The sequence below is a fragment of the Autumnicola lenta genome, assembly GCF_031846515.1.
Classification (GTDB): Bacteria; Bacteroidota; Bacteroidia; order Flavobacteriales; family Flavobacteriaceae; genus Autumnicola; species Autumnicola lenta.
In genome coordinates, this window is sequence record NZ_JAVRHO010000013.1 from 37886 (window position 1) to 60702 (window position 22817).

At 37.5% G+C, this 22817-nt stretch carries 16 protein-coding genes, 2 tRNA genes and 1 pseudogene; 6 read left to right on the forward strand and 13 right to left on the reverse strand.

Annotation, left to right across the window (positions count from 1 at the left end; translation table 11 throughout):
* Nucleotides 1–4: 4 nt before the first annotated feature.
* Nucleotides 5–370: a Tim44 domain-containing protein gene (locus tag RM545_RS10455; protein ID WP_168025962.1), complete on the forward strand. Its 366-nt coding sequence runs from the start codon at nucleotides 5–7 to the stop codon at nucleotides 368–370.
* 16 nt (nucleotides 371–386) lie between these two features.
* Here the strand turns inward: RM545_RS10455 and RM545_RS10460 are convergent, their stop codons facing one another.
* The 8 genes and pseudogenes from RM545_RS10460 to RM545_RS10495 all read right to left on the reverse strand — a co-directional run bounded on the left by RM545_RS10460 (nucleotide 387) and on the right by RM545_RS10495 (nucleotide 8546).
* The gene (locus RM545_RS10460) at nucleotides 387–2999 is read right to left on the reverse strand and encodes a S8 family serine peptidase (protein ID WP_168025961.1); all 2613 of its coding nucleotides are present in this window, start codon (nucleotides 2997–2999) and stop codon (nucleotides 387–389) included.
* Entirely contained in the window at nucleotides 2992–3972 is a 981-nt protein-coding gene (locus tag RM545_RS10465) for an AAA family ATPase (protein ID WP_168025960.1), read from the reverse strand. The genes RM545_RS10460 and RM545_RS10465 overlap by 8 nt, the downstream gene beginning before the upstream one ends.
* Before the next feature lie 38 nt (nucleotides 3973–4010).
* Nucleotides 4011–5592 (reverse strand): annotated as a pseudogene (locus RM545_RS10470) (type IV secretory system conjugative DNA transfer family protein).
* A 13-nt stretch (nucleotides 5593–5605) separates the two neighbouring features.
* On the reverse strand, nucleotides 5606–6637 hold the full coding sequence (gene mobB / locus RM545_RS10475) for a MobB family relaxase (RefSeq protein WP_266069665.1): 1032 nt from the start codon (nucleotides 6635–6637) through the stop codon (nucleotides 5606–5608).
* 10 nt (nucleotides 6638–6647) lie between these two features.
* On the reverse strand, nucleotides 6648–7028 hold the full coding sequence (locus RM545_RS10480) for a BfmA/BtgA family mobilization protein (protein WP_266069664.1): 381 nt from the start codon (nucleotides 7026–7028) through the stop codon (nucleotides 6648–6650).
* 429 nt (nucleotides 7029–7457) lie between these two features.
* The gene (locus RM545_RS10485) at nucleotides 7458–7655 is read right to left on the reverse strand and encodes a hypothetical protein (RefSeq protein WP_168025957.1); all 198 of its coding nucleotides are present in this window, start codon (nucleotides 7653–7655) and stop codon (nucleotides 7458–7460) included.
* An 11-nt stretch (nucleotides 7656–7666) separates the two neighbouring features.
* A complete protein-coding gene (locus RM545_RS10490; protein ID WP_168025956.1) occupies nucleotides 7667–8116 on the reverse strand; it encodes a JAB domain-containing protein in 450 nt (149 codons plus the stop codon).
* Between the two features lie 73 nt (nucleotides 8117–8189).
* The gene (locus tag RM545_RS10495) at nucleotides 8190–8546 is read right to left on the reverse strand and encodes a single-stranded DNA-binding protein (RefSeq protein WP_168025955.1); all 357 of its coding nucleotides are present in this window, start codon (nucleotides 8544–8546) and stop codon (nucleotides 8190–8192) included.
* A gap of 917 nt (nucleotides 8547–9463) precedes the next feature.
* On the opposite strand from RM545_RS10495, the gene RM545_RS10500 reads away from it, so the two are divergent.
* The 4 genes from RM545_RS10500 (at nucleotide 9464) to istB (ending at nucleotide 14813) form a co-directional block, all read left to right on the forward strand.
* Nucleotides 9464–11983 carry a DEAD/DEAH box helicase gene (locus RM545_RS10500; protein ID WP_168137311.1) on the forward strand — a complete coding sequence of 840 codons (2520 nt, stop codon included), beginning with the start codon at nucleotides 9464–9466 and terminating at the stop codon, nucleotides 11981–11983.
* 12 nt (nucleotides 11984–11995) lie between these two features.
* Nucleotides 11996–12080: transfer RNA gene (locus RM545_RS10505), tRNA-Phe, on the forward strand.
* Between the two features lie 443 nt (nucleotides 12081–12523).
* Nucleotides 12524–14056, forward strand: coding sequence for an IS21 family transposase (gene istA, locus RM545_RS10510; RefSeq protein ID WP_311495288.1), 1533 nt, complete (start codon nucleotides 12524–12526; stop codon nucleotides 14054–14056).
* A gap of 19 nt (nucleotides 14057–14075) precedes the next feature.
* Complete coding sequence (gene istB, locus RM545_RS10515; protein WP_168025952.1) at nucleotides 14076–14813, forward strand: IS21-like element helper ATPase IstB; 738 nt, start codon at nucleotides 14076–14078, stop codon at nucleotides 14811–14813.
* Between the two features lie 366 nt (nucleotides 14814–15179).
* Here istB and RM545_RS10520 read toward each other — a convergent pair whose 3' ends face one another.
* From RM545_RS10520 to RM545_RS10530, 3 genes are all read right to left on the reverse strand, one after another.
* Nucleotides 15180–16928 carry a hypothetical protein gene (locus tag RM545_RS10520; RefSeq protein WP_168025951.1) on the reverse strand — a complete coding sequence of 583 codons (1749 nt, stop codon included), beginning with the start codon at nucleotides 16926–16928 and terminating at the stop codon, nucleotides 15180–15182.
* Nucleotides 16925–18691 (reverse strand): hypothetical protein, encoded by a 1767-nt coding sequence (locus tag RM545_RS10525; RefSeq protein WP_311495235.1) that lies wholly within the window; start codon nucleotides 18689–18691, stop codon nucleotides 16925–16927. The genes RM545_RS10520 and RM545_RS10525 overlap by 4 nt, the downstream gene beginning before the upstream one ends.
* Before the next feature lie 321 nt (nucleotides 18692–19012).
* Nucleotides 19013–19095 (reverse strand) — tRNA-Leu (locus tag RM545_RS10530).
* 289 nt (nucleotides 19096–19384) lie between these two features.
* Here RM545_RS10530 and RM545_RS10535 point away from each other — a divergent pair.
* Nucleotides 19385–19543: a hypothetical protein gene (locus tag RM545_RS10535; protein WP_311495236.1), complete on the forward strand. Its 159-nt coding sequence runs from the start codon at nucleotides 19385–19387 to the stop codon at nucleotides 19541–19543.
* Nucleotides 19544–19683: 140 nt separating this feature from the next.
* On the opposite strand, the gene RM545_RS10540 is transcribed toward RM545_RS10535, so the two are convergent.
* A complete protein-coding gene (locus RM545_RS10540; RefSeq protein WP_311495237.1) occupies nucleotides 19684–20268 on the reverse strand; it encodes a DUF2867 domain-containing protein in 585 nt (194 codons plus the stop codon).
* 149 nt (nucleotides 20269–20417) lie between these two features.
* Nucleotides 20418–22577 carry a glycoside hydrolase family 20 zincin-like fold domain-containing protein gene (locus RM545_RS10545; RefSeq protein WP_311495238.1) on the reverse strand — a complete coding sequence of 720 codons (2160 nt, stop codon included), beginning with the start codon at nucleotides 22575–22577 and terminating at the stop codon, nucleotides 20418–20420.
* Nucleotides 22578–22817 lie beyond the last annotated feature (240 nt).

Here is a 22817-nt window from a genome sequence, read left to right on the forward strand (position 1 = left end):
TGCAATGAAAAACGTCGTCATATACTCAATAGCCTTCTTATTCCTTGCCTGTACCGGAAAACAAGACCTTTCACCAAGCGAAACTTCAAAAATTGTAGTTGAAAGTTTCTACAATAAGGATAATGAGACCTTGAAAAAATATACTACCCCAGAAGGCTACGAAGGTCTTAAATCGGTACAAGATTTGATGGCGGCAGGCAAATCGGGGAATTCCAATTTTGAAGTGCTGGAAGAAACCACCGATAATGAAATAGCTTGGGTTAGATTCACCACATCTTATGAAGAAAACCCTGAGCTATTTAAGCTTTTAAAAATTGATGGAAACTGGAAGGTTACGCAGCAAGGAGCGAGGGAGAAAGGACCTTTTTGAAAAATAATTTTTGAATTTATAGAGTAGGCCTAATTCGTGTTTGAACTCGTTGCCTAATTTCTTCATAAATTTTTATGTCATTATTTTCCTTGACTTCTAAAGTAACAGACAATCCATATTTAATTGACAGTTTTCCAAGCTCAGATGCGTCTTCTCTGCAATTCACTTTTATTTCTAAAAAATCTCCATCAACAAAGACGTCAGCCTTGTCCCCAATAAGAATATCGTGTTGCACAGTTCCTAATTGTGTGGTTCGGAAATCATAATATGATCTATCTAATTCGAGATGATTATTATGTTTAAGATTATCAAAAAATAATTGTGCTTTACGATATTGTCTTGTTTTAAAATTTAGAGGACTATTGTAGGCTAAAGTTATTGTCAGTTTTTTATCAATCCTCCCCTTAGTAAGTGATGGCGGCAATGGAAATCTATATAAATGGGCTTGACCATCGTAAAGCTTTCCGAATCCGATAATGGTTACTCGTTTCTCAGTGCAATATAAAATGCGTTCTGGATCTATACCCCCATACCCTAGATAAGGCAATACGTTTTTTTTTGAAGTATTTGCAGCTGAGCCTGGTAAATCCTTAATTAGTTGCAATAAAAAATCTGAACTTTTACTCCAACTAGCACTATGTACCAATAAACTTTTAATAATTACAGTAAGAAAATCTGATGGTATAGATTTATCTCCAGAATTATTTATAGAAATTAAAACATCATAAAGTTGGGCAGCAAGACGAGATGTCAAAGCTGCTGCATTTGAAGTACCACATAAATACCCAGACTTATTTATTTGTCCTGGACTACCTGGAAATGCAGATCTGTTTCCGGGAGGATTTACATTAAATGGGATAGATTCTAATTTAAGAACCGTTTTCCCTGGTAAATTTTGAATTGGAGATTTCCGAAATAACTTCCGCCCACCTGACGTTATAATCTCTGGCTTTATGCTCCTTCGGAAACCAAAACCAATCCGGCTTATTGGAGATAATAAGGAGGATGACTTAATCAGATTTTTCCTTTGGTATAAATTATTAGGCTTTGAGAAATCAAAATGTGCCGCACCAACTGTAATAGAATTTATTGATTCAGCTGGTGCCAAAATCTTTCTATTAAAATTTGTCCTAACTATTTCCTCTAAAGCTAATTTTTGTACTTCATCATCAGAGAGATTATCAAATTCATCATCTGGGATTTCCAAAGCGATATCGTCACTAAAATTTCCTGCACTAATTACAAATAAGATATCGTATTGATAAGAAAGCCAATCCAGTAATTTTGCCCAAGAGCTCATATTGTTTAAGAAAGGTCTAAAAGCGTCTCCAATAGAAAAATTAATGATCTTTACCTCAGGGGCTACTGGAGGATTGTCCGCATCTCCCACTTTCATTCTTAGAACAGCCCTATGCACTAAATCTATTGGTAAAACGTCATCTGGAAGACATTCTCCTTGATAAAGTTGTGTGTCCAATTTCATTATAGGGCGGACATATAAGGGTCTTTTTAATATCGATTTTTTCTCATTATCTAAATCACCGTGAATAATAAGAGAAGCCATTGCGGTACCGTGAAATCTTTGATTACCCGTATAATTACTGGAGAAACCATCAGGATCATCAATTTGTAATCTATTTTCTAATAGAGAATGATTTGCTAAGGGAAGACCATCAAAAAGTGCAATGACTGGATGGCCATCTGTGGGTAGTTCATCATTTTCTTCAACATTGGGCAACTTTTTTAATTGCTCAATATCTTCAGGAGTTTCAAAAACCATCTGTCCTACAGGACGAAAAAACAAAATTTGTTGCGATTTTAAAAAGGAAATATTCGTATTCTCCGTAAGATCATCAAATACTTGAATCGGAGCTCTTGCAATAAAAGCGTGATATGATATCTCGGAGATTATAGTCCTTGAACCTTTCACTTCTTCTCCGTTATGTAAATTCAGTAAACGGGTTACTTCTTCATAGGCTTTTCGATTGGCTTGGTCACTACCTTTAAAGGCCAATTCTATTTCAAATCTTACGAAATCAAAATCGTATAATTTTCTTTCCTGAATATATTTTTCAATACCTGTATCACGTACCCTATCACTAACATTATAGGGCCTAATATCCTTTAATTGTTCAAAAAGCGATCTGAATTTTGCAGTCCCTCGCTTAAAATTTTGTTTTTCTTTATCTTTCTTATATTCTCGCCAATATTTCTGAAGTTCTTTAAGTGCCCTTTGGTTGGTCATAGTGAGGTAAAATCTGGCATCCACATTTTCTTCAGATCTATTACCGTTTTTATCTATGTTATAGAAATCATCTTCTGCCTCGAACTCAGTCTCATATTCAGCTAAAAACTCCATTCCTGGAGTCTTTTTCACAGCTTTAAAAAAATCTTTTATTTCTCCGGCAGTTTCTAACACCAAGATCATTTCAGGGATAATATTCCCTGCTTCCTTTTGTAGTGAAGCTGACCTATTAGAAAGTACACGATCTAATTCCGTTATCTTTAATTCATTTCTCTGAATTTGTTGAGTTTTGGTTGGGATAAACATTTTACCCGGAAAACCTTGTTTTTTAGATTTTTCCGCACTTATAGGGAATGGGAACAAAAGAAGTGGTTTTTTAACCATTCCCTAAGGAATATTTATGCTCCATTTGAACAAGGCATTCATCCACTAACCTTTTTACGTTTACGTCAGGGAGCGACAATATATATTTACGTTCAACATCGAGGATGAATTCTTCAATCTCCGCAAAATTAAGACCTTCAAGCTTATTTGCTATTTTATCAATAGGATATTGCAAATCGTATTTAACTCGCTGTTCAAAGTTTTTGAGCCAAATCTTTATCATTGACTTATCCGGAGCTTTTAATTCCAATCTTACTTGAAATCTTCTCCATACAGCCCTATCTAGAAGTTCGGCGTGATTAGTTGCTGCGACAACTACTACATAACTCGGCAAACGATCAATCTGAAGAAGTAAAGAACTTACAACTCTTTTAATCTCACCCGTTTCGTGAATGTCTCCGCGTTCTTTTCCTATAGTGTCAAATTCATCAAAAAATAAAACACATTCTTGGGTTCTAATAAAATCAAAAGTTGTTTTAAGCCGAGTAGCGGTTTCTCCTAGATAACTACCAATTATTCCATCATACCTTACAACGTAATATGGAATCATTAAAGATTGAGCTATGACTTCTGCGAGAGAAGTTTTTCCATTTCCAGGAGGACCTGCCAATAGAATACGATTTCTAGGTTCTAAATTATAGGATCTCAATAAGTCACTACGATGATGTTCCTGGATAAGGTCTTGAATGACGGCTTGATTTTCATAATTTAAAATCACATCATCCAAAGTCTTTTGAGGGTAAATGCGATATAAAAAACTGTCTAATCCATCTTCCAGTAAACGATTATGTATAGGTTGGTTGGATTGAGGCTTAGAGGCTTTGGAAAGTGCATCTAATAATTGTTGAGCTACAATATGATGTTGTTTACTCTTTTCTTCGGCAATTATAGATTCAACAACCTTTCTAAAAAGGGTATTGTCTCCGTTAGTTCCGGCCTTAACTAATTTTAATAATAAATCTGCTCTTGCCATTTGTACAAATATAATATTCTGATTTGTTAAACTATAATTTAATTAAAAATTGATCTCACTTCCTGATAAACTCTTTCAAAATTAGCTGCTAAATCAGCCTTGGAAAACTGCCTTAATTCATCCGGAAGCTGCCTCTGAATTCTCTGCAATTTAAACTGCACTTTTTTATCTTCCCCATCCGCATAGGTAATAAACTCCCCCTGCTTTAAACGGAAAAAAGCATCAGCCCGTATTTTAGGAATTTCCCGTTCCCCGGTAGTAATGCGTGTATCAAAGTCAAGACTGTAACCTCGGTTGATGCTGGTTGTTTCTTTTTTTATGATTTCAAAGAAGCGTTCATAGTATTTTGCAGTATCAGGATCATTGACCTTTCCGAAGAATTGATAGGAAAGGTTGCTTAAAATAGCTTTACTCGCTTTATCTCCATACATCATATCGTTCTGGATCTTGTCCTGCATTACATAAACAGTTGCTATATCATAACTTCTTAAGGTAGCCGGAATGCGGTGCATATTCAATAACCGAATGGTTGGTGCTTCTTCCATTAAAAGAAAGGAAGAATTTGAATTGCGTACACTCATTTGCTTTGTAATCGTGTGGATTATGGTGGCAATTACAGGGGAATAGGAGGTTTCAAATTTAGGATTGTTCACTACTGAAATCACAGCAGGATTTTCCGGGTTATTAATATTTAATGGCACTTCATCTGCGGAAAGGGCCATAAATATGTTTTGTGTACTGATACGTTTCAGAGCATTGGCCAGGGTACTCTTTACCCCTGCTGTCTGCCTTTCGGAATCTTTGCCGCTAATAAACGCATCTGCCATCGCTCTGGAGGTGGTATTGGTCTCTAAAAACTTTATGAGACTATCGGTATCCAGAAACTGATAAATGGCTATTAGATGTGGTAAGGTACAGAAATGCGGATAAGATGTTTTCAGTTTCCAGATCAATCCACCAATCAATCCTTCCGCAGCATCGTTAAAAAAATTTAGAGGATCCTGTAATTCCCGATTCCCGCTGTTCCAGAAGATTTTCAATAAGTACCCTCGAAATCTCATTCACACTTTCTTCGTTTTCGAGATATCTGGGTGCTATAGGGTTTACCCTATGGATAATTTTGTCAAAAGAGATAATACGAAAAGGAATATCTGGATTTTTAAAAAGTGGGTACGCCATTTCGGTTAGCTCAAAATCCTTATAGTCGTGAATAACCCCACAGAAATCATGTTTCTGGAAATGTTTTAAAAATCCGTAAACCACGCTTTCGGTTTTTCCACTTCCGGCAGATCCAATAATCGAAGCTCCACGTTTGATGTTTTCAATTTTAAAATTTTTCCTGTCCGTTTTAAAAGTTACCCGATATTTGTCAGAGGTATTTTGCTTTAAATCCGGTTTATGCAGAAAAACGTAAAATACCGTATTGACCAACAATAAAGGACAACCTAAATAAAGTAGTGCTTTTATCGTATTATGCGGATAATACAAATAGGCTATCAGTCCCAAAAGCAGCACAGTATTTATGAAAAAGGCATATTTGGAAATCCGATACAGTCCATAAAATACTGAAGCTGTCAAAACGATAATTAAGAGTATATGTAGTGGATTGGCTAGTTGCATTATTGTTTTTCCTTTAGATACCTATTGAACTTGATTTAATAGCCACTTCCACACCACGGCGCAGGCGGTTGAATATTTTCATTGCCAGTTGTGCCTGGGTAACCGGAATACTTGGTAGCATTGGAACACCACTTTCCTTCATAATTTTAAAAGCAATCGCCCTTTCATTGGTGGGCAATTTCATCAGTGATGCAAAATATATTTGAGGGTTTTTGATAAAATCCTTTCGAGCCTTGTAGGTCTCGGCAAAGTTTCTTTGATAGACAAAAGTCCTGTCAAAGGTCTTTTCTGCCCGGTCAAAAAATTGATCACGGTCAAAGCCCCGTTTTACATTCTTACCATGCATCTGGACTTCCGAGGCCTTATGCTTGCTCCCAGGAGAAAGACTGAAAGTATTGGATGCATCCTTTCTGCTTACGATGATATGGATATGGCTTTGATTTCCTGCCTTTGGCATCCCCTGGACAATTCGCTTCCCGTCCTGTTGGTGCGGAGCCTCCTTTTCCAATCGGTCAATTTTATTCTGCAATAGTTTGATATTGCCTTCAGCTCGCCCCTCTTTAATGTTTCTGATTTCAGTTTTGAGCTGCAATATTTTGGTAGCAAAGGGTTGGTTTTCCCTAATCTGCCAATCCGTTCCCTTAAATGTTCGTTGATGTTCTATTTTCGCATAATATTTTATATCATCGATGCTAATCGGTCTTCCGTTGATTTCACGATTGAAGGATGCCACATAGTCCTTCATCAGTTCACGGGTGTACCTTTTTAGATCCTCACTGTTGTTCTGTAACCGGTTCAATTCATATTTAGAAGGGCTCACCGTGATCGAATAGAATTTCGGTTCGGTCTTTTTGAGTTTGGCACCATTCCCATCAATTTCCTTTACAACTTCATCCGCTGATATTTCCTCATCATATTGATTGAAAAAATGTTCCATAGCTCCCTGTTCCAAACCCTGGTTTTCTTTCTCCAGATAGCCCACAAAATCCGCTGAACTTTGCGAGTAATTATTCCCTGATTTTTGAGGTGTGATGGTAATGTACATAGCTCAAAAATTAGAGTTCATTGCTCCCATTTAGCTTTTCTCGAAAGCTTACTTCATTCTTTTCTTCAATGATTTTCTTTTCTAAAATCAAAGGCTTCTTTTTAGGTTCTTCAGTTTGAAATAGAGATTCCAACATTGCTACGGTGGGTTTGGTCTGGCTCTTTTCCATATCCCTCATAATGGCAATCACCGCATTGATTCGCTTCTTGATTGAAGCTTCGATTGTCCTTCCCGTAGGTCCTAGTTTTTCCTTTGGGGAAATCTCGTTGTAGAAGAAAAAATCGAGCATTGTTGCCATTGCTTCGGTGTGCGATTTGAAGTGTGTCCTTGAAAATTCCTGAAAACGTTTTGCCGTTTCCTTTTTGAACCTGATGCCGATAAATGAGTCCATAATTCGCCGATTTGTCGCAAATCCTTCCCTAAAAATGGGCGTTCACAGGACATTTGTCGCAAATTGTAGAAGGTCGGGAATTTTATATTTTTTCAAGTTGCTGATTACCAGTTATTTGAAAACAAAAAGGAGTACTAAACATCGCATCGCGTGTTACCCTCTTGCTACTCCTTTTCGTCCCGCCCAGCGGGACAAAAATTCCGTACAATTTGGTCAAAAGCCAATTGCTAGTTCCAGGGAAATAATTTCCTGTTATGTATTTTTTTGATGGGTACGGTTATCGGCGAAAGTCAAAAAATGGATAACCCTACGTAAAATTAAATGCTGAATTTCAGCGAAATAAAGATAATGATTTTTATTGAATTGAAAATAATTGAAAAGAAAAACACCTCCAAAAATTTAGAGGTGCTTGACTATAAAGTTTAGGAATTAAATGTTGAATATGAAAGTATAGGAATATAAATTTCGCAATGCTTCTTCCTCTACCATCGTCTTAAAGCAGGTATAATTTTCTCTTACGTACTTGCGGATATCATTCCCAAATTTTCGTTCCACATCCTTTTTGGAATTCTCCAAAAGTCGGTTTTGGGCTTCTTCGGTCAGGTCTGAAAAATTAAGATAAATCATAAGCTTTCCATTTAAAGGATTCCTTCATCTGCAAAACTGAAATAATTTCCATCAGGTATCAGGATCAAATGGTCCAATACCTTAATATCAAATAATTCCCCTGCCTTTTTAATTTTTTGGGTCAGGCGTTTATCGGGTTCACTCGGTGTCAAGGTTCCGCTCGGGTGATTGTGGACCAAAATGACTGCCGTTGTCAAGCTCTTTAACAGTACGGCAAATAAGATGCGGACATCCACTAAAGTTCCTGTTATTCCTCCGTTAGAGGTTTCATATATTCCTTTTACCTTATTGGCATTGTTGAGCAGCATTATTTTAAAAGTCTCGTGCAGTTCAATAGTATCTTTGTTCCATTGGCTGTAGGCTAAATCTGCAGCACTCTGGGAACAGGTTATCTTGGGAAGCAAATTTGCTTTTAAACTTCCACTATAACTTATCGCGATTTCATTAACTTTGGTTTCCATTATGATCTGATTTAAAAGGTGAATAATGAAAGAGGGCGCAACTTTCGAGAGGAACGCCCTCTTTGTTTTAAATTTACCCGGCTGAATTATTGCCGTTCTTTACGCCCAACAAAAGGATTTCGTTGGCTTCAACTTCGGTAACATAGCGTTTTACGCCCTCGTTGTCCTCATAGCTTCGGGACTTTAATTTTCCCGTTACACCGATTTCCTTGCCTTTTCCGGCATACTTCTCGATGATTTCAGCGGTCTTGCCCCAGGCTACTATAGTATGCCATTCGGTGTTTTGCACTTTCTCGCCCTTGTCGTTTTTGTAATACTCATTGGTGGCAAGTGAAAAACGGGCTACTTTTTTACCGTTTTCAAGGTTGGTAATGGTTGGTTCCTGACCAACGTTCCCAATTAGCTGTACGTGATTTTTAATAGTACTCATAATAAAAGAATTAAAGATTAATTAATAGACTACCTGAACCTTTCAGGCAGTTTTCATTTATATTTTTTTGAAGCGATTTACTTATTGTATCCTGAGCGTTTTCCTTTTTTTGTTTTTTTGGCCCCGCTTCCTTTCTGATGTTTTTGTACGATTTCACAATGTTCATTTTAGATTTACTTCCCGTAGTGCCGTCGCAGTACCTTTTTTTGTTGCTTATACATTTTCAATATTTGGAATTGATAAAGACTTATAAAAGGGAGGCACGACCGGTTATGCAGTCTGTTCAACTTCAAAATGTTGGTATTTTGCTTACAAAAAAAGGGAAGGGACAGTGACGGCGCGGAAGTGGGTCTAAAGGCTTTATGTGAAGTACTAAAACATAGGGAACGGGGCCAAAAGCAAGGATGGAATCCGATGAAGCGGACTCCATTCCCGATTTCGAATTGGAATGAAGTGCACTTCCTAGCATAGCGGGAAGGGCTAACGAAATGGAAAGGAGAAATTGGGGATGGTGTCCAAGACTTTTATAGTGAAGCTCTTTCCCCGCAATGGAGCTTTTTCTGCGGAATGGAGGGGAATGTGCTGACCGGGTTATGAAAATGGATTATCCTCTTGAAGTAGGATTTAAAGCGGACTTAATTTTAAAGATGGAGATTGGGAATGTAGCGTTCCTGCCTTTTTTGGCAGGGGTAGCGAAATGGAAATCGGAAGCTTTGAAGTTGTGTCCAAGATTTTTTGAATGAAGCGTATTTCCCGTAATGAAGCTTTTTCTGCGGAATGGAGGGGAATGGGCTGAATAACGTGAAAAACATAGCATTCATTCCAACTCATTAACTAATTGAAGATTGGTGTGTCTATCAGTCAATAGATTTTTAAGATATTTGTTAATCAAAACATAATAAAAAATAAAACTATAGATGAATATATTTAAGAAAAAACTAGAAGATACATCTCCAAAGCAATTAAATTTTGAACCCATAGAATTATTTCAAAATTTGTTCCATAAGGAGGGATACGCGTATTTAAGAGGCATACAAGAAGAAGTGTTAAGTTCTTGGCATAGCATAAGGGATCAACGAGATGTTTTGTGCAAAATGAATACAGGTTCAGGAAAAACTCTTGTAAGCCTATTGATGTTATACTCAAAAATGATTGAAGGAGTCGGTCCCAGTTTGTATCTATGTCCAGACAAACAACTATTAGAACAGGCAAAGTTGCAAGCGGATTTATATGGAATACCTGTTTGTGAAATTGAATATCACGGGCAAAGAAGTGTTTTCCCTGATGACTTTTCAAATTCAAAAGCCATCCTATTATGCACGTTCCAAAAATTGTTCAATTCCCGTTCTATTTTTGAAAGGGATAATATTGATGTTGGTTCAATCGTCCTTGATGATGCCCACGTCTGTCTTGACAAAGCTAGAGAAGCAACTACATTAAATATACCCTTCAATCACGACTTGGCAGATAGGTTACTGAAGTTATTCCAAGAAGAGCTGAAATACCAAGCCCCAGGAACTTATCACAGACTTATTCAGGGTGATCCATATGCCAAGATACTTAAAGTCCCTTATTGGGCTTGGCTAACGCGTATTGATGAGTTAATAAAACTCATAGGCAGTTTTAGTGAAGATAGAGAGCTTATGTTCAAATGGGGTTTAATAGCTGACGACTTGAAATCTTACGATTGTTATGTCGGACCCAGAGGAATTGAGATAGCACCATCCTATGTGCCATTTCATAATGTCAGAGCTTTTAATGAAGCCAAACATAGATATATTTTATCTGCTACATTTGAAGATCAAATTGATTTAATTAAAGATTTAGGTATTAACATAAACAGTATTAAGAACGCCTTGATTCCTAAAGATCGTAAGGACGTTGGGCAAAGATTGATCCTTGCTCCTCAAAGATTTGATTCAAGAATAACAGATGAGCAGATTATGTCGTTGGCCAAGGAATATTCCGAATCTGGAATAAATGTAATGGTATTGACACCATCTTCAAATAGGGCGGCCAAATGGGAAGATTTTGGAGCGGAAATAATCGAAAATGATAACATAAATGAAGAAATCGCTAAATTAAGAACTGAGAAAGGGCAGTTCTATGTTTTAGTTAATCGTTATGATGGTGTTGACCTGAATGGTGATATGTGCCGAGTTTTAATATTAGACGGCTACCCCTCATTCAGCTCTTATGAACAACTTTATGCCGAATTGCGCTTAGAATCCGTTAAGGCTTCTTTGAAAGCACAGATAATAGAACAAGGACTTGGTCGAGCTGTAAGATCTGGTAGTGATTACTGTGCAGTTTATTTAATGGGTAAAGACTTGCTCCAATTTGTAGGCAACAAATCCAACTTACAATATTTCACACCAGTTACACGCAAGCAATTGAAACTTGGTTTATCGCTTCTTGATGACGAATCTACTGATAAATCTTTGAATACGATTAAGGATACTGCCAACCTATGTCTCGTTCAAGATATGAGCTGGAGGGAATATCATTCAGAAATATTGTCGAAAATTGACGCTGACAAAACTGACGATCGAATCATTAAGAATTTAGAAATTGCAGATTTGGAATCACAAGCAATCGAAAATTACAGAAGAAGAGATTATGAAAGTGCATCAAAGGTAATTCTAGATAAAATAGTAGATACGGTCGCGTTAACTGACAAGCAGAAAGGCTGGTATTTTGAAAAAGCTGCTAATTATCTATATTTAGATAATGCACCAAAATCAAATGACCTTCAAATTAAAGCAGCACAAACAACTTCCCATATGCTGCAATCAAAAAATGGACATAGTTATACGAAAATTATGGCTAGTGAAGAGCAGGCATTTCAAGTTTTAAATTTTATCAAGCAATTTGAGACTTCCCAAGACTTTAAAATGTACTTTGAAACCTTATTGGAAAATCTTCAATTCAGTCAAGATATTCCTCATACTAAATTTGAGAATGCCTTTGCTGAAATTGGCAGGCTTATAGGTTTTTACACTCAGGAACCTGAAGCGGAATTTGGAAACGGCCCTGATGTACTATGGGTGATGACTGGAAATCATTATCTAGTTTTAGAAGCCAAGTCTAGAGCCATACACGGTGAAATCACTAGAGATAATATCAATCAATTATTAGGATCAGGTGAATGGTTCAAAAAACTCTATGGTTCTGCTGCAAATTTTAATTTGGTTACCATTCAACCTCCAAATATAAAAGGGTGGAATGTAAATACTAGTGAAAATACACGAGTGATTGATGAAGAATCATTAAATTTATTAAAAGATAATCTTAGAAGATTTGTTGACGGAATCAATAATTCAGGTTTCACGGCATCTAGTAATAAAGAAATAGCTAACTTATTGGGCATACACAATTTAACAACAAACGGTTTTTTGAAAAGTTTCTTAAAACCTGTAATTTCTAAAAAGGGATAATCTTTTTAAAATATAGATGGTCGAGAGGTCTAAGGCACCTGATTGAAGATCAGGGGTACGGGGAACTGTACCGGGAGTTCGAATCTCCCTCTATCCGCAAAAATACGAAAGTATTATAGCCCGCAACTTCTAGTTGCGGGCTTGTTGGTTAAATCAAGACCATAAAATATTGGAAAAAACAGTGTATTAATTGAATTCTTTTGAATAGGTATGACCCACATTTTGGTTTTTAATACATTTTTGGAAAAGGAATGTTTCAGTTGAGCTATTTGGCTATTTCGGTTCGAATTGTGCCAGTGGTTTCGGTCGGTTAGTGCCAGGCATTTCGGTTTAATTTGTGCCACTTTTGGCAGCAAAGAAAACCATAACGGTTCAAATTGTGCCAGTAATATCGGTTTGATTTGTGCCACTGCCGGTATTCTATGAATCATAACGGTTCGTTTGTGCCAGTCGTATCGGTTCGTTTTGTGCCACTTTGGAAGATCAAGTAATATCTTGTTGCAAAAAATGTAATAAGATATGGCCAACACCCTTGATCCGATGGACTTAAAACAAATTATTTCCCTAAACCTAGATGGTTTTAGCAATCGTAAGATAGCTACCACTCTAGGCATCTCCCGCAACACGGTCAACAGCTATATGAAGTTTTTAACGGCCAGTGACTATTCATTTAAAGAACTACTTTCCTTTGACAATGCACGCCTGAGTGCGCTTTTTCCTTCACATACCACTATTGATAATGAGCGACATGATGAACTGATGCTATATTTTGAGGGGGTCAATAAGGCCCGGAATCATCCTGGTTTTACTTTTCTGTACCATTATCAGGAATATGCGCAGCAGGCTTCCCAGCCGTATAGCTATACGCAGTTTATGGAGCATTATCGGCGGAAATATGCCAAGGTCAAAGGTTCCATGAAACTCGAACATGAAGCCGGTAATGAAATGTACATCGACTATGCGGGTAAAAAATTACATGTCGTTAATAAAGAAACCGGAGAAGTGATCCCGGTAGAGGTATTTATAGCAATTCTTCCCAGCAGCCAGTATACTTACGTAGAGGCTAGCTTAAGCCAAAAACGAGAGGATCTTATCACCTCTTGCGGTAATGCATTACAGTTTTATGGAGGTGTCCCAAAAGCTATTGTCTCAGACAACTTAAAATCGGCAGTGACCAGAGCCAGTAAATATGAGCCGGAGATCAACCGGAGCTTTAAAGATTTTGCCCGCCATTATAACTGTGTGATCAATCCCACCCGCAGCTATGCCCCACAAGACAAAGCTTTGGTTGAGAATGCAGTGCATCTTGTTTATCTGCGTATTTACTATCCCCTGCGGGAGATGACCTTCTTCTCTTTACAGGATCTAAACCGGGAGATAAAGCGCTTACTTGTTGGCTATAACGATCTACTGTTCCAGCGAAAGGAAGCCAGTCGTAGAGAACTGTTTCAATCAGTAGAACGTGAGTACTTAAAACCCCTGCCAACATCTGCCTATGAAATCAAAGACTATAAACGGGCAAAGGTGCAAAAGATGGGCTATGTATACTTCTCTCCAGATAAAAGCTACTACAGTGTTCCCTACCGCTACATCGGTAAAAAGACCCTGATCCATTATACCAAAACTGTGGTCGAGGTTTATTACAATCACGTTCGAATAGCCCTGCATCATCGAAATCCAAGTAAAGGAAGCTACAATACAAATACAGATCATTTAAGTAGCACCCATAAAGGTTATACCTCCTGGAGTCCTGAATATTTTAAAAACAAAGCCGCTCCTCACGGAGCTCACGTAGTGAATTGTGTGGAAAAGATACTTGCTGACAGTGAGTATCCTGAAACAGGCTATAAGCGGGTGATGGGCCTTATCCAGCTCCATAAGTCTTACGGTTCTAAAAGACTTGATAATGCTTGTAAAAGAGCTTTACAGGCAGATGCGACTTCTTATATGCGTATCAAGAATATCCTAAAGAACAACCTTGACCAAAGCTCTCTTTTTTATCAGGATCTTGAAGAAGATAAAACTCATATCCCATCCCATCAAAACATCAGAGGTGCCGCTGCTTATCAATAAATCATTTTAATCCAGAAATATGAATAACAATCAGACTATTGAAAAACTAAAACAAATGCGACTGGGGGCTATGGCCCAGCTACACCTTCAGCATGTAAAGAACAACGAATTAAACGATATCACTGCCGATGAATATCTGGCACTACTCACAGACCATGAGTGGGAGGATCGCCAGAACCGGAAGATTGAACGTCTTTTTAAGCAGGCAAACTTCAGGCAGAAAGCAAGTCTTGTTGAAGTAAACTACGCCTCCAATCGTAACCTCGACAAGAACATGTTTGTTCGTCTGGGATCCCTGGATTTTATAGCTAAAAAGGAAAACCTTATACTGACCGGTGCCTCCGGAGTAGGCAAGAGTTATTTAGCACAGGCCTTAGGCCATCAGGCCTGCATGATGGAATATAAAACCATCTACTCAAACACTGCCCGTCTATTTAAGAAGTTAAAACTCCGTAAAATTGATGGAACCTATCTCAAGGAACTAAATAAACTGCTTAAAGCAGATCTACTCATCCTTGATGATTTTGGACTTCAAGCCTTCGACAATCATGCAAGAGAGACCTTAATGGATATAATCGATGACCGATACAATAAAACATCTACCATATTATCCTCTCAAATACCGGTATCTGCATGGTATGATATTATCGGGGAAGGGACTATTGCTGATGCAATCCTGGACAGGATAGTAAACTCCTCACATAGGATAGATCTTAAAGGAGAATCATTAAGAAAGGGAGTTCTGAAAAACGAGTAACATTATTTTTTTATATAATTGCATGATCTTTCAAAGTGGCACTGTTTGAACCGAAATAGGTGGCACGGTCACTCCGAAATAGCCAGTATTAAACAGAATTATCTTTCTGTAGGATTTAAAGCGGACTTGACTTCAAAGATGTAGATGGGAATGGAGTTTGACCGCTTCCCGATTTTTCTCGGGAAAGGGCGGACAAGTGGAATGGAAATCGGAAGCTTTGGAGTTGGGTTCAAGACCTTTGTAATGAAGCGCTTTTCCCGGAATGTAGCTTTTCGCGAAATGCAGGGGAATGTGCTAAATGGATAATGACTCGATTAATTCACTTCAATTAGAATTACGCCATAAATCAAATATGTCTACCGAAATTTATCCTTGGGATTTTAACAAACCATCTGTAACATTTCTCCATTTGTCAGGAAAATAAGGTGTATGAAAATAGAAATGTGCCAAATCTTTCAGAAAAGCATATCCTGCTTTATCAGTACGATATTCATAGATAAATTCATCTTTTCTTTTCTTTATCTTTTCCTTAAACTCTTCAAAAGGCAATTCGTCTATTAAATTTTTTGTAAGTCTTGTATCCACTTGATATCCATCTCGCAGAGGTTTCGAAAATAACTGTTCTTCGAGGTCGTTTTCTTTATCCTCAATGAGGTTTTCAGACACTGAATTTTTGCTGTGATGAGGAATAAAAAGTCCCAAAGTGATATCGTGTTTTTTGACGAAAATTCTCAATTGGTTATATTCTTCCTCCAAACCAAAAAGAGCAATATACTCTAATAAAACTGCCAACAAAGGCGAGGTGGAATCCGAATAATAAACTGGTTTAGTTCCTGTAACCGTATATTTAATAACATTTTGAATACTATTGTTGGCATCCGGTAGCATTCCAGATTTTTCCTTTCTATATTTTATTGTAGCAAGTATACTTTTAAGATATGCTTTCGCTGCATCAACATCATCTGTCTGTATAAAAAGTTCTATGGTATTGACGATGACCAATGAGTGAATATCCAGCAAAGGTCGCTTAGAAACCGAGTTGTGCTGAACAACATTGTAAACTCCAGTTCTAGCATCTAGTAAGTCGTAGTCTGGGAAACAAGCTTTCTCCATATTTATTAGAATCAACAAATAAGCCAAGTAGTCGAAAGTTCTTTGGGTATAACCCACCTGTTCAGACATACCACCATTTTCTGCGTAAAGTCCATCTTTTGTTTGTACTATGGAAAGAGTCCTATCAAAATACTGTTGCAATACTTCATAGAAAAACAGCATTACCTGATTAAAGTGCTTGAGCACCTTTTTATTATTTTCCAGGTTATTCTTCAAAACCCAGTACCAATATCGTAATACCAAATGAGTAAGGTAGCGTTTTGCAATGTCAAGGTTGTTATATTCTTTAGACTCCGTGTAAATTATGAATGAAATTAGTTTTAAGGATTCAAAAAGTAATTGCCATTTTCTTGGAATTTTAGTTTTATAGCCTTTCCATTCAATCTTTTCAAATAATGAATCGATAAGTTTTATAAAGTCTCGTGAAACCCCATCGGATGTATCCAAATTAACCAAAACTCTATTGAAAAGTTTTGTGGTGGAAGAATCAGTAAGTAGGTATGCCCCGAAAAGGTTTTCAGAGAACATAGCGGTTAAACGTGCAATATCCCAACGTTCAAAAACCGTGTTATCTACAGGTTTACTTATTTTGACCAAAAAGTTTTCGAAGGTTTTTTGCAGGCCGCCTTCAATAACCCCATTGTGCACAATTACAACTTTTAAGGGTAGTTCTTGGAATTTTGGGTACGCCGATACAAATGGCGTATAAGTTGCTTCGGTAATTGATTCCTGTATTCCATCTTTACCGTAAAAGTTCCTCGTAGTGATATTTCTGTCCGCTCCACCCTTTAGTTCAAAATAGAATCGCTTTTTAACTTTATCTTCGTCAATCCCAACAGCCACAATGTCTTTGCCATATTCTTGCAAACCCAAATATTCGGTCGGTTTAGACAAAATCTCAAATCCCATACTTTCCAATAAAAGAGGGAAAATACGATTTAGCTCGTCTTTCTCTGTTAAAGATTCCAGATAGTCCTTAACCACTAGTTGCTTAATATTCATCTCTTATCGTAGGTATTTAAAATATACTCTTGCAGGTCGGGATTTTTGAACAATCTGGCGTCAAGTATAAAACTGGATTCTACTTTCCCTAATGGCATCACTTTATCTTCAAGTTCTTGCTTCCAACTGTTGCCCCTAACTATTATTGTACTCCTCCCCACAGCCGCAAGAATACCATTGGGATTCTCATTAATATCTTGCATCATTTTGGCTCTATTCTCGTGTTCTAGACTATAATACAAATCCATTAAATCCCGTTCATTTTCATAGGGGTTTAGGTCATTTATAGATTTCTTTTTTGATACAATAGATTCATAATTTTTATAGGCTTCCCTTAACGGTCGTACAAATGCTTTATCTTCTTTAGATTCATCTAATAGGTTTTCTATGTCGTCCAGTAAAGACCTATGGTAGGCATCATATATCAGTTCAGAGAGTTTTATCTGAAGAAACTTTACAACTTCCGGATAAGGCGAACGTCTTAATGGAAGAACTATTGGAAGTAATTTGTCAAAAGTATGTGGAAACAAGGTAATAGCTTCAATCGCCTTTGCCTGCTCCTGTTTTGTGTCCAATTTCAGCAAATCTATTGGAAGTGCCCCAAAACTTCCAGTCATTATAATTTCTACCGGAAGCAAACCAAACTTGTCCTCAGGCTTAAAAAGTTCAAGGATATGTTTTTCTGTTTCTTGTATATTATTACTCCAAAAATGGAAAATGGAACTTTCAAATCGGTTGATGGAACCTCTTTGCCATCCAGCTAGGTAAAACATTTTCATTAGGTGAAATAAATGCTCGGGATGCTCATAGTTATAGAAAAAGCTTTCTATAACGGAAATATCCTGCGTATTTTCAAAATAAATGTGGAGCAATTTGTATTTCTCAGCCTCAAAAGACTTAAGATTATAGATTATTCTGTGAAAGGCAATTTTAACAAGTTCCTTATTTTCTTTTTGAAGATAGGTGGTAATTAAATTAAAACAACCCTTCCGCAGTTCTTCACTTACTTTTGGATTGTCGATTAAACCGCAAATAACTTGAGTTTTACTACCAATAGATTCTGGTAAATAATCATTATGGACTAATTCGAATATCGAATTATTTTGCTCGTCTGAAAGGTTTTGTAACGAATTTAAAACGTGATAGCCCTGTTGCGGATGCTTGTTTTGTAGCTCAAATGCCTTTTCAAATACCCCTTCAAATCCATTATTGTGAAGTCCTATTAAAAGGCTAGCTATGAAAAATGTATCATTGGGTTGTTCTGACCTGATGGCAATAGAATAAATATTTTTTGCTAAATCAAAATTGTTGAACGGTAGCTTACGGGCAAATTCATCCACGTAATATCGGTCGTCAAAAGCAAGTGTTCGCTGACATATCTCCCAAATATCTTTTGCTGAATATTTTGAATATGGAAGGAATCTATAAAGGTGCTGTTCAAATAAGAAGAGTTCCTTCTCTCTTTCTCCTTTAGGCTTCAATTTGTCTAAAAAATATCCTTTGACATCAAATCCATCTGAATGCAGTCTATGTAAAATATAACCTTGTAATCCCTTAATCAAACTGCCGTAACCATTGATTACATTTTTGGCAATTCCATTTTCCTCTTTTAATTTTTCCTGAAAATCTTCTACAAAACCAAAAGCTCCCACAATATTCTTAGGCATTTCTCTTTCAAGTTTAACTTCAGCTTCTTTAAGTAGGGCTTCGTTAAATTCAATAGAATTTGGGTTGAGCTTAATAAATTCAGGATTTGATTCCATTTGTAGGACGATTTCTTTTTTCAACAGTAGGCCACAATTAGCTGTTTCCACTTTAGGAAATTCTATTTTTTTTGTGTTTATACACTTTTGGATTAAAGTGTTAATCTGTCTATCAATCTTGACCATCGGATTAAATGTTTACTTAAAAAAGTTCAATCATCTCAAACTCTGAATATAAGCCCGTAAAAGTTGATTTTCATTTTAGCTTAATGATACCAAATGAAATCATTTTTAATGAGTTCATTAAATATACTTAAATGTTGTACCTATGTTGTACCTGAGCATAAAAAAAGCCGAGATTTTCATCTCAGCTCTTTTTCGTACCGAAGGCGGGAATCGAACCCGCACGCCTTATCAGCAATGGATTTTGAATCCATCGTGTCTACCAATTCCACCACTTCGGCCTAACATTTTACGCTCTTTTAAGTTTGGATTTTGAATCCAGCGCGTCTACCAATTCCGCCACTCGAGCAAAACGGATGGCAAAAATAGAAAAAATCTGCTGAATTAAATAATTTAAAAAAAATATTCTGCCGACCTGGGAGTAATATAATTTGCCTTGTGATATATTACAAATCAGAAGGTCGATAATTGGCATTTTTGAGAGTCGGCTTTGGGAGGTTGTATTGCACCGGGTGAGTCTGTAATAGTTTTAGCTCAAGACTCTGGATTTTCTACTCAAAAAGCTTTTATATGCCTTCTGGAATCATAATTTTAATGGTTTCTGCAGGTTTTACCGTTGCAAATCGGGAAATAGACCTGGTTTTGGATCTAAAATGGCTTTTTGAAATTTTCAACCAGCTTAGTACCGAATTCCTACTCAATCTTCTGTTTAAAATAACGGCCATTTGAGGAGGAGAAATTTTCAGTTTTAGTCGATACCCTGAAAAGCCAATTCTCAATCTGAAACTTCAAAAGATTATTCTCCATCTTGATTGGTGAAAATCTTTTTTAATCAATGCTCAAAAATGGCAATTACCAACCTGAGTATTTTATTTTACTACAATTGGATTACTTGTATTGGAATTTGCCTGCTCTTTCTGTTTTTCCAGATCCTCAATGATTCCTTTTAATATTGCCGGGACAATGAGTTTGTGAAAAGGTCTCACCGGTAAAAAGTATAACCGCCCAAACCCATTATTAAATTCTACTGTTGTTGAAATTATCAGGTTTTTCTTCTGAATAGAATTCTGGTGTTGTTCTAAAAATAACGAAATCCTGAAATTCAAATGTTTATCATCTTCTCCTAAGATCACTTCATTTTCATTTTTGTCAAACACTTTAAAGAGCCCGAGTTGTTCACCCGGTTCGCACCTGAAATTCTGAAGCTGTTTTCCCCTGTCTTTCAGCTCTCCCGAAGTTTTAAATCCGAATAGGGAGACGATTTTATTCCGGACATCAAATAAATTTTCGACCCATTTTGGTCCGGCGGAGAAAAATGCTTTTCCGACGTCAACAGAGGTAAAATTGTTTTGAGCATCATAAAGTACAGCTTGAAAACTGTCTACATAGTCATATTTCTTGTGAGAACTATTCAGCAGGGAATTTTCCGGAAGTGTGGTTTTACTGCTTTTCATGTGCTATCTATATTGTGTTTTGCTGGAAGCCGGAAACATTGGGTAGGAGTGGTTGCGGACTTACCAGTGATTTGCAATCTAATCAATCCTGAAAATGGCAATTATTGACCTGTAATCTTTACTTGACCATTTTTTTTCAAAGTATCACTTTAGTTGCTTTCACTAACCGTCGCATTTTTTGCAATTTCAATATCCTGTGCAACTTCAGGCCGTATAAGCGCCCAGTGGAAAAGATTATCTTCATTCCTGTCGTGACTGCTTCCGTTATAGTGGGTTAATGGCATGTCCTTGTAAATCGGGCGGGTGATTTCAATTACCTTATCCCAGTAATCCAATGCTTTTTCCAGATGGTTTACGGCATTTTGCTTGTCTTCTGCTCCGCCTTTAATCCTATAAGTTTGTAGCGCTACAGCTCCTTTCAGTTTTTCAGCAAGATGCAGTCCTAAATACGACCAGGTTTTAATATCTGCAACTTCATACATCAGCGAGGCATTATTTTCGGTATTAATATCTTCAACTAAACTTAAAGCTTTCTGGGTGTCTGCCTCCAGCATATCAATCAGAACAGGCGGAGTGATTTCATCGTCTTTAAAAGAATCCCCGGAAGCGCGTCTTTCCACATAATCGCCGACAGATACATAATCAGGATCCAGAGTAGGATGATTTATCAATTGATCTACGGAAATGTACTGCGTGTTGTCACCAATAAGAGCCATAAAACCTTCGCCGTAAAGGGTGAAATCCCATCGCGAATCGTAGAGGGAGGCAAGGCGCAATTGTGTAGCCGAAGCAAGGGAATAAGCCTCCAGGAGGTTGTCTCCCTGGCTGCCATAGCGCTCGTTAAATTCGGCCTGGAAAATATCATCGGGAGTTTTGGGATTATACAACAGCCTTCCCCAAAGCTTGTAAAACAGCCATTGCCGTTCAAAAGCATAATTCCAATCTACCGGCGCATCTATGGCTGTAAAATAATCTTTCGCAGGAATATAGGTTTCAGATCCTATAAAATATCCGCCGATATAGCTTTGACTATTTAGGGCGATATGCTCCCGAATAAAATCGGGAACTCCCCAGCGTAAAGCAAAAAAATCTTCATTCCGGGCCGTGTAGGTGACCTTGTATCCTTCGGGTTCGGGATTATAAAAGGTGTCGAACATCTCACCACCGTGTACTTTTACCAGCTGCGGAGTGGAATGTGCATGGGACCAGTTGTACTTTAAATCTGCCCAGATGGGTCCTTCTATAAAATCCAGGCTAGCCTCTCTTTCTATGGCATTCCGTGTTAATTGCTCTAACTCCACACTGGTTTTTCCCAAAGATTCTGAAGTACTTGAAAAGGGAATTCGATGTACAAGTTTTAGGTCCCGACCCACCTGGCGCATCCCTTCAATATAAGTTTCATAGATCCAGTCTTCGCGTTGCTGTGGCGTCATTCCTGCCATTCCTTCTCCAAGTGTAAGGCCAATTCCGGTAAGTGTGGGATATTCCTGGAATACCTGGGTGATACTTTCCCGTGTGTAGCGCTTCACAATTTCTGAAGTGTCGCCCGGAACGTAATAATTTGGGTAAACGTTTTCCCGGGCCACGTTATAAGCTTCGGAAAATTCCGGACTTACAAAGATGTTAAACGGAATGATATAAGTATCGATCGCACGTTCATCTGCCATTCGGAAGATTTCCTGGTGTAAATGTTTCCATTCTTCCATTTCTTTATCACTAAACGGACTCGCTTCCGGAAAGTTCTTCGGTTTGATCATATATACAAACGGATGAAGGTTCCATAAGGAAAGTGAATTAAAGCGATTTTTAGCCATCATATCCAGGAAAGCTTCCCAGTATTTCACATCGCGAACGGTCTCATAATGCAAATCCAGGGCAGAACTTGGCCGGTAGGTATACCACGGAGTGTTATGCTTTATTGCCCGCAGCGCATTGTGCGGACTTTCGCTGCTCTTTTTAATATTCTGAAGTGAAGTGCCGTTTCGTACACTTTCAGCAACCGAAAGGCTGCCGTAGATCATCCCTCTGGGGTCGCCTCCATAAATTGTGATGATTTTTCCTTCCGGAATAATGGAATATGCCTCACTGCCAAGATTAACAGCATTTACTGCTATGCTAATTAGATAATCATAACCCGTTTGTTCCTCCAAAACTGAATACTCCTGCTCTAAAAGGGCTTTTTCCAGCATTTTGGCGGCATATTCTGCCTGGGGAACAGCGTTATCGTATAACAAATAGACATTTTGAGAAGATGCGGAGTAAATGCTTCCCAGGAAACATGTAAAAAGGCAGAGGAATAATTTTTTCATAAGCTGTTATCTAGGGGAAAGTGTTTTAAAATGAGGTGCATGTTCAAAAATGGCAATTTTCGATATATAGAACGGGATTTGCTGAAATGCTGAAGTTGTGCCAGAAATATTGTAAAATTTAGTTGATGCTTAAAAATAGTAATTTTCGGCAGATGAACAGTGGTTTCTTTATCGTTAGTTGATCTCAAGCTCCTTCAGCCATTAATTTATTAATCCTGTTTTTATGTGCTAAAGTTGAAT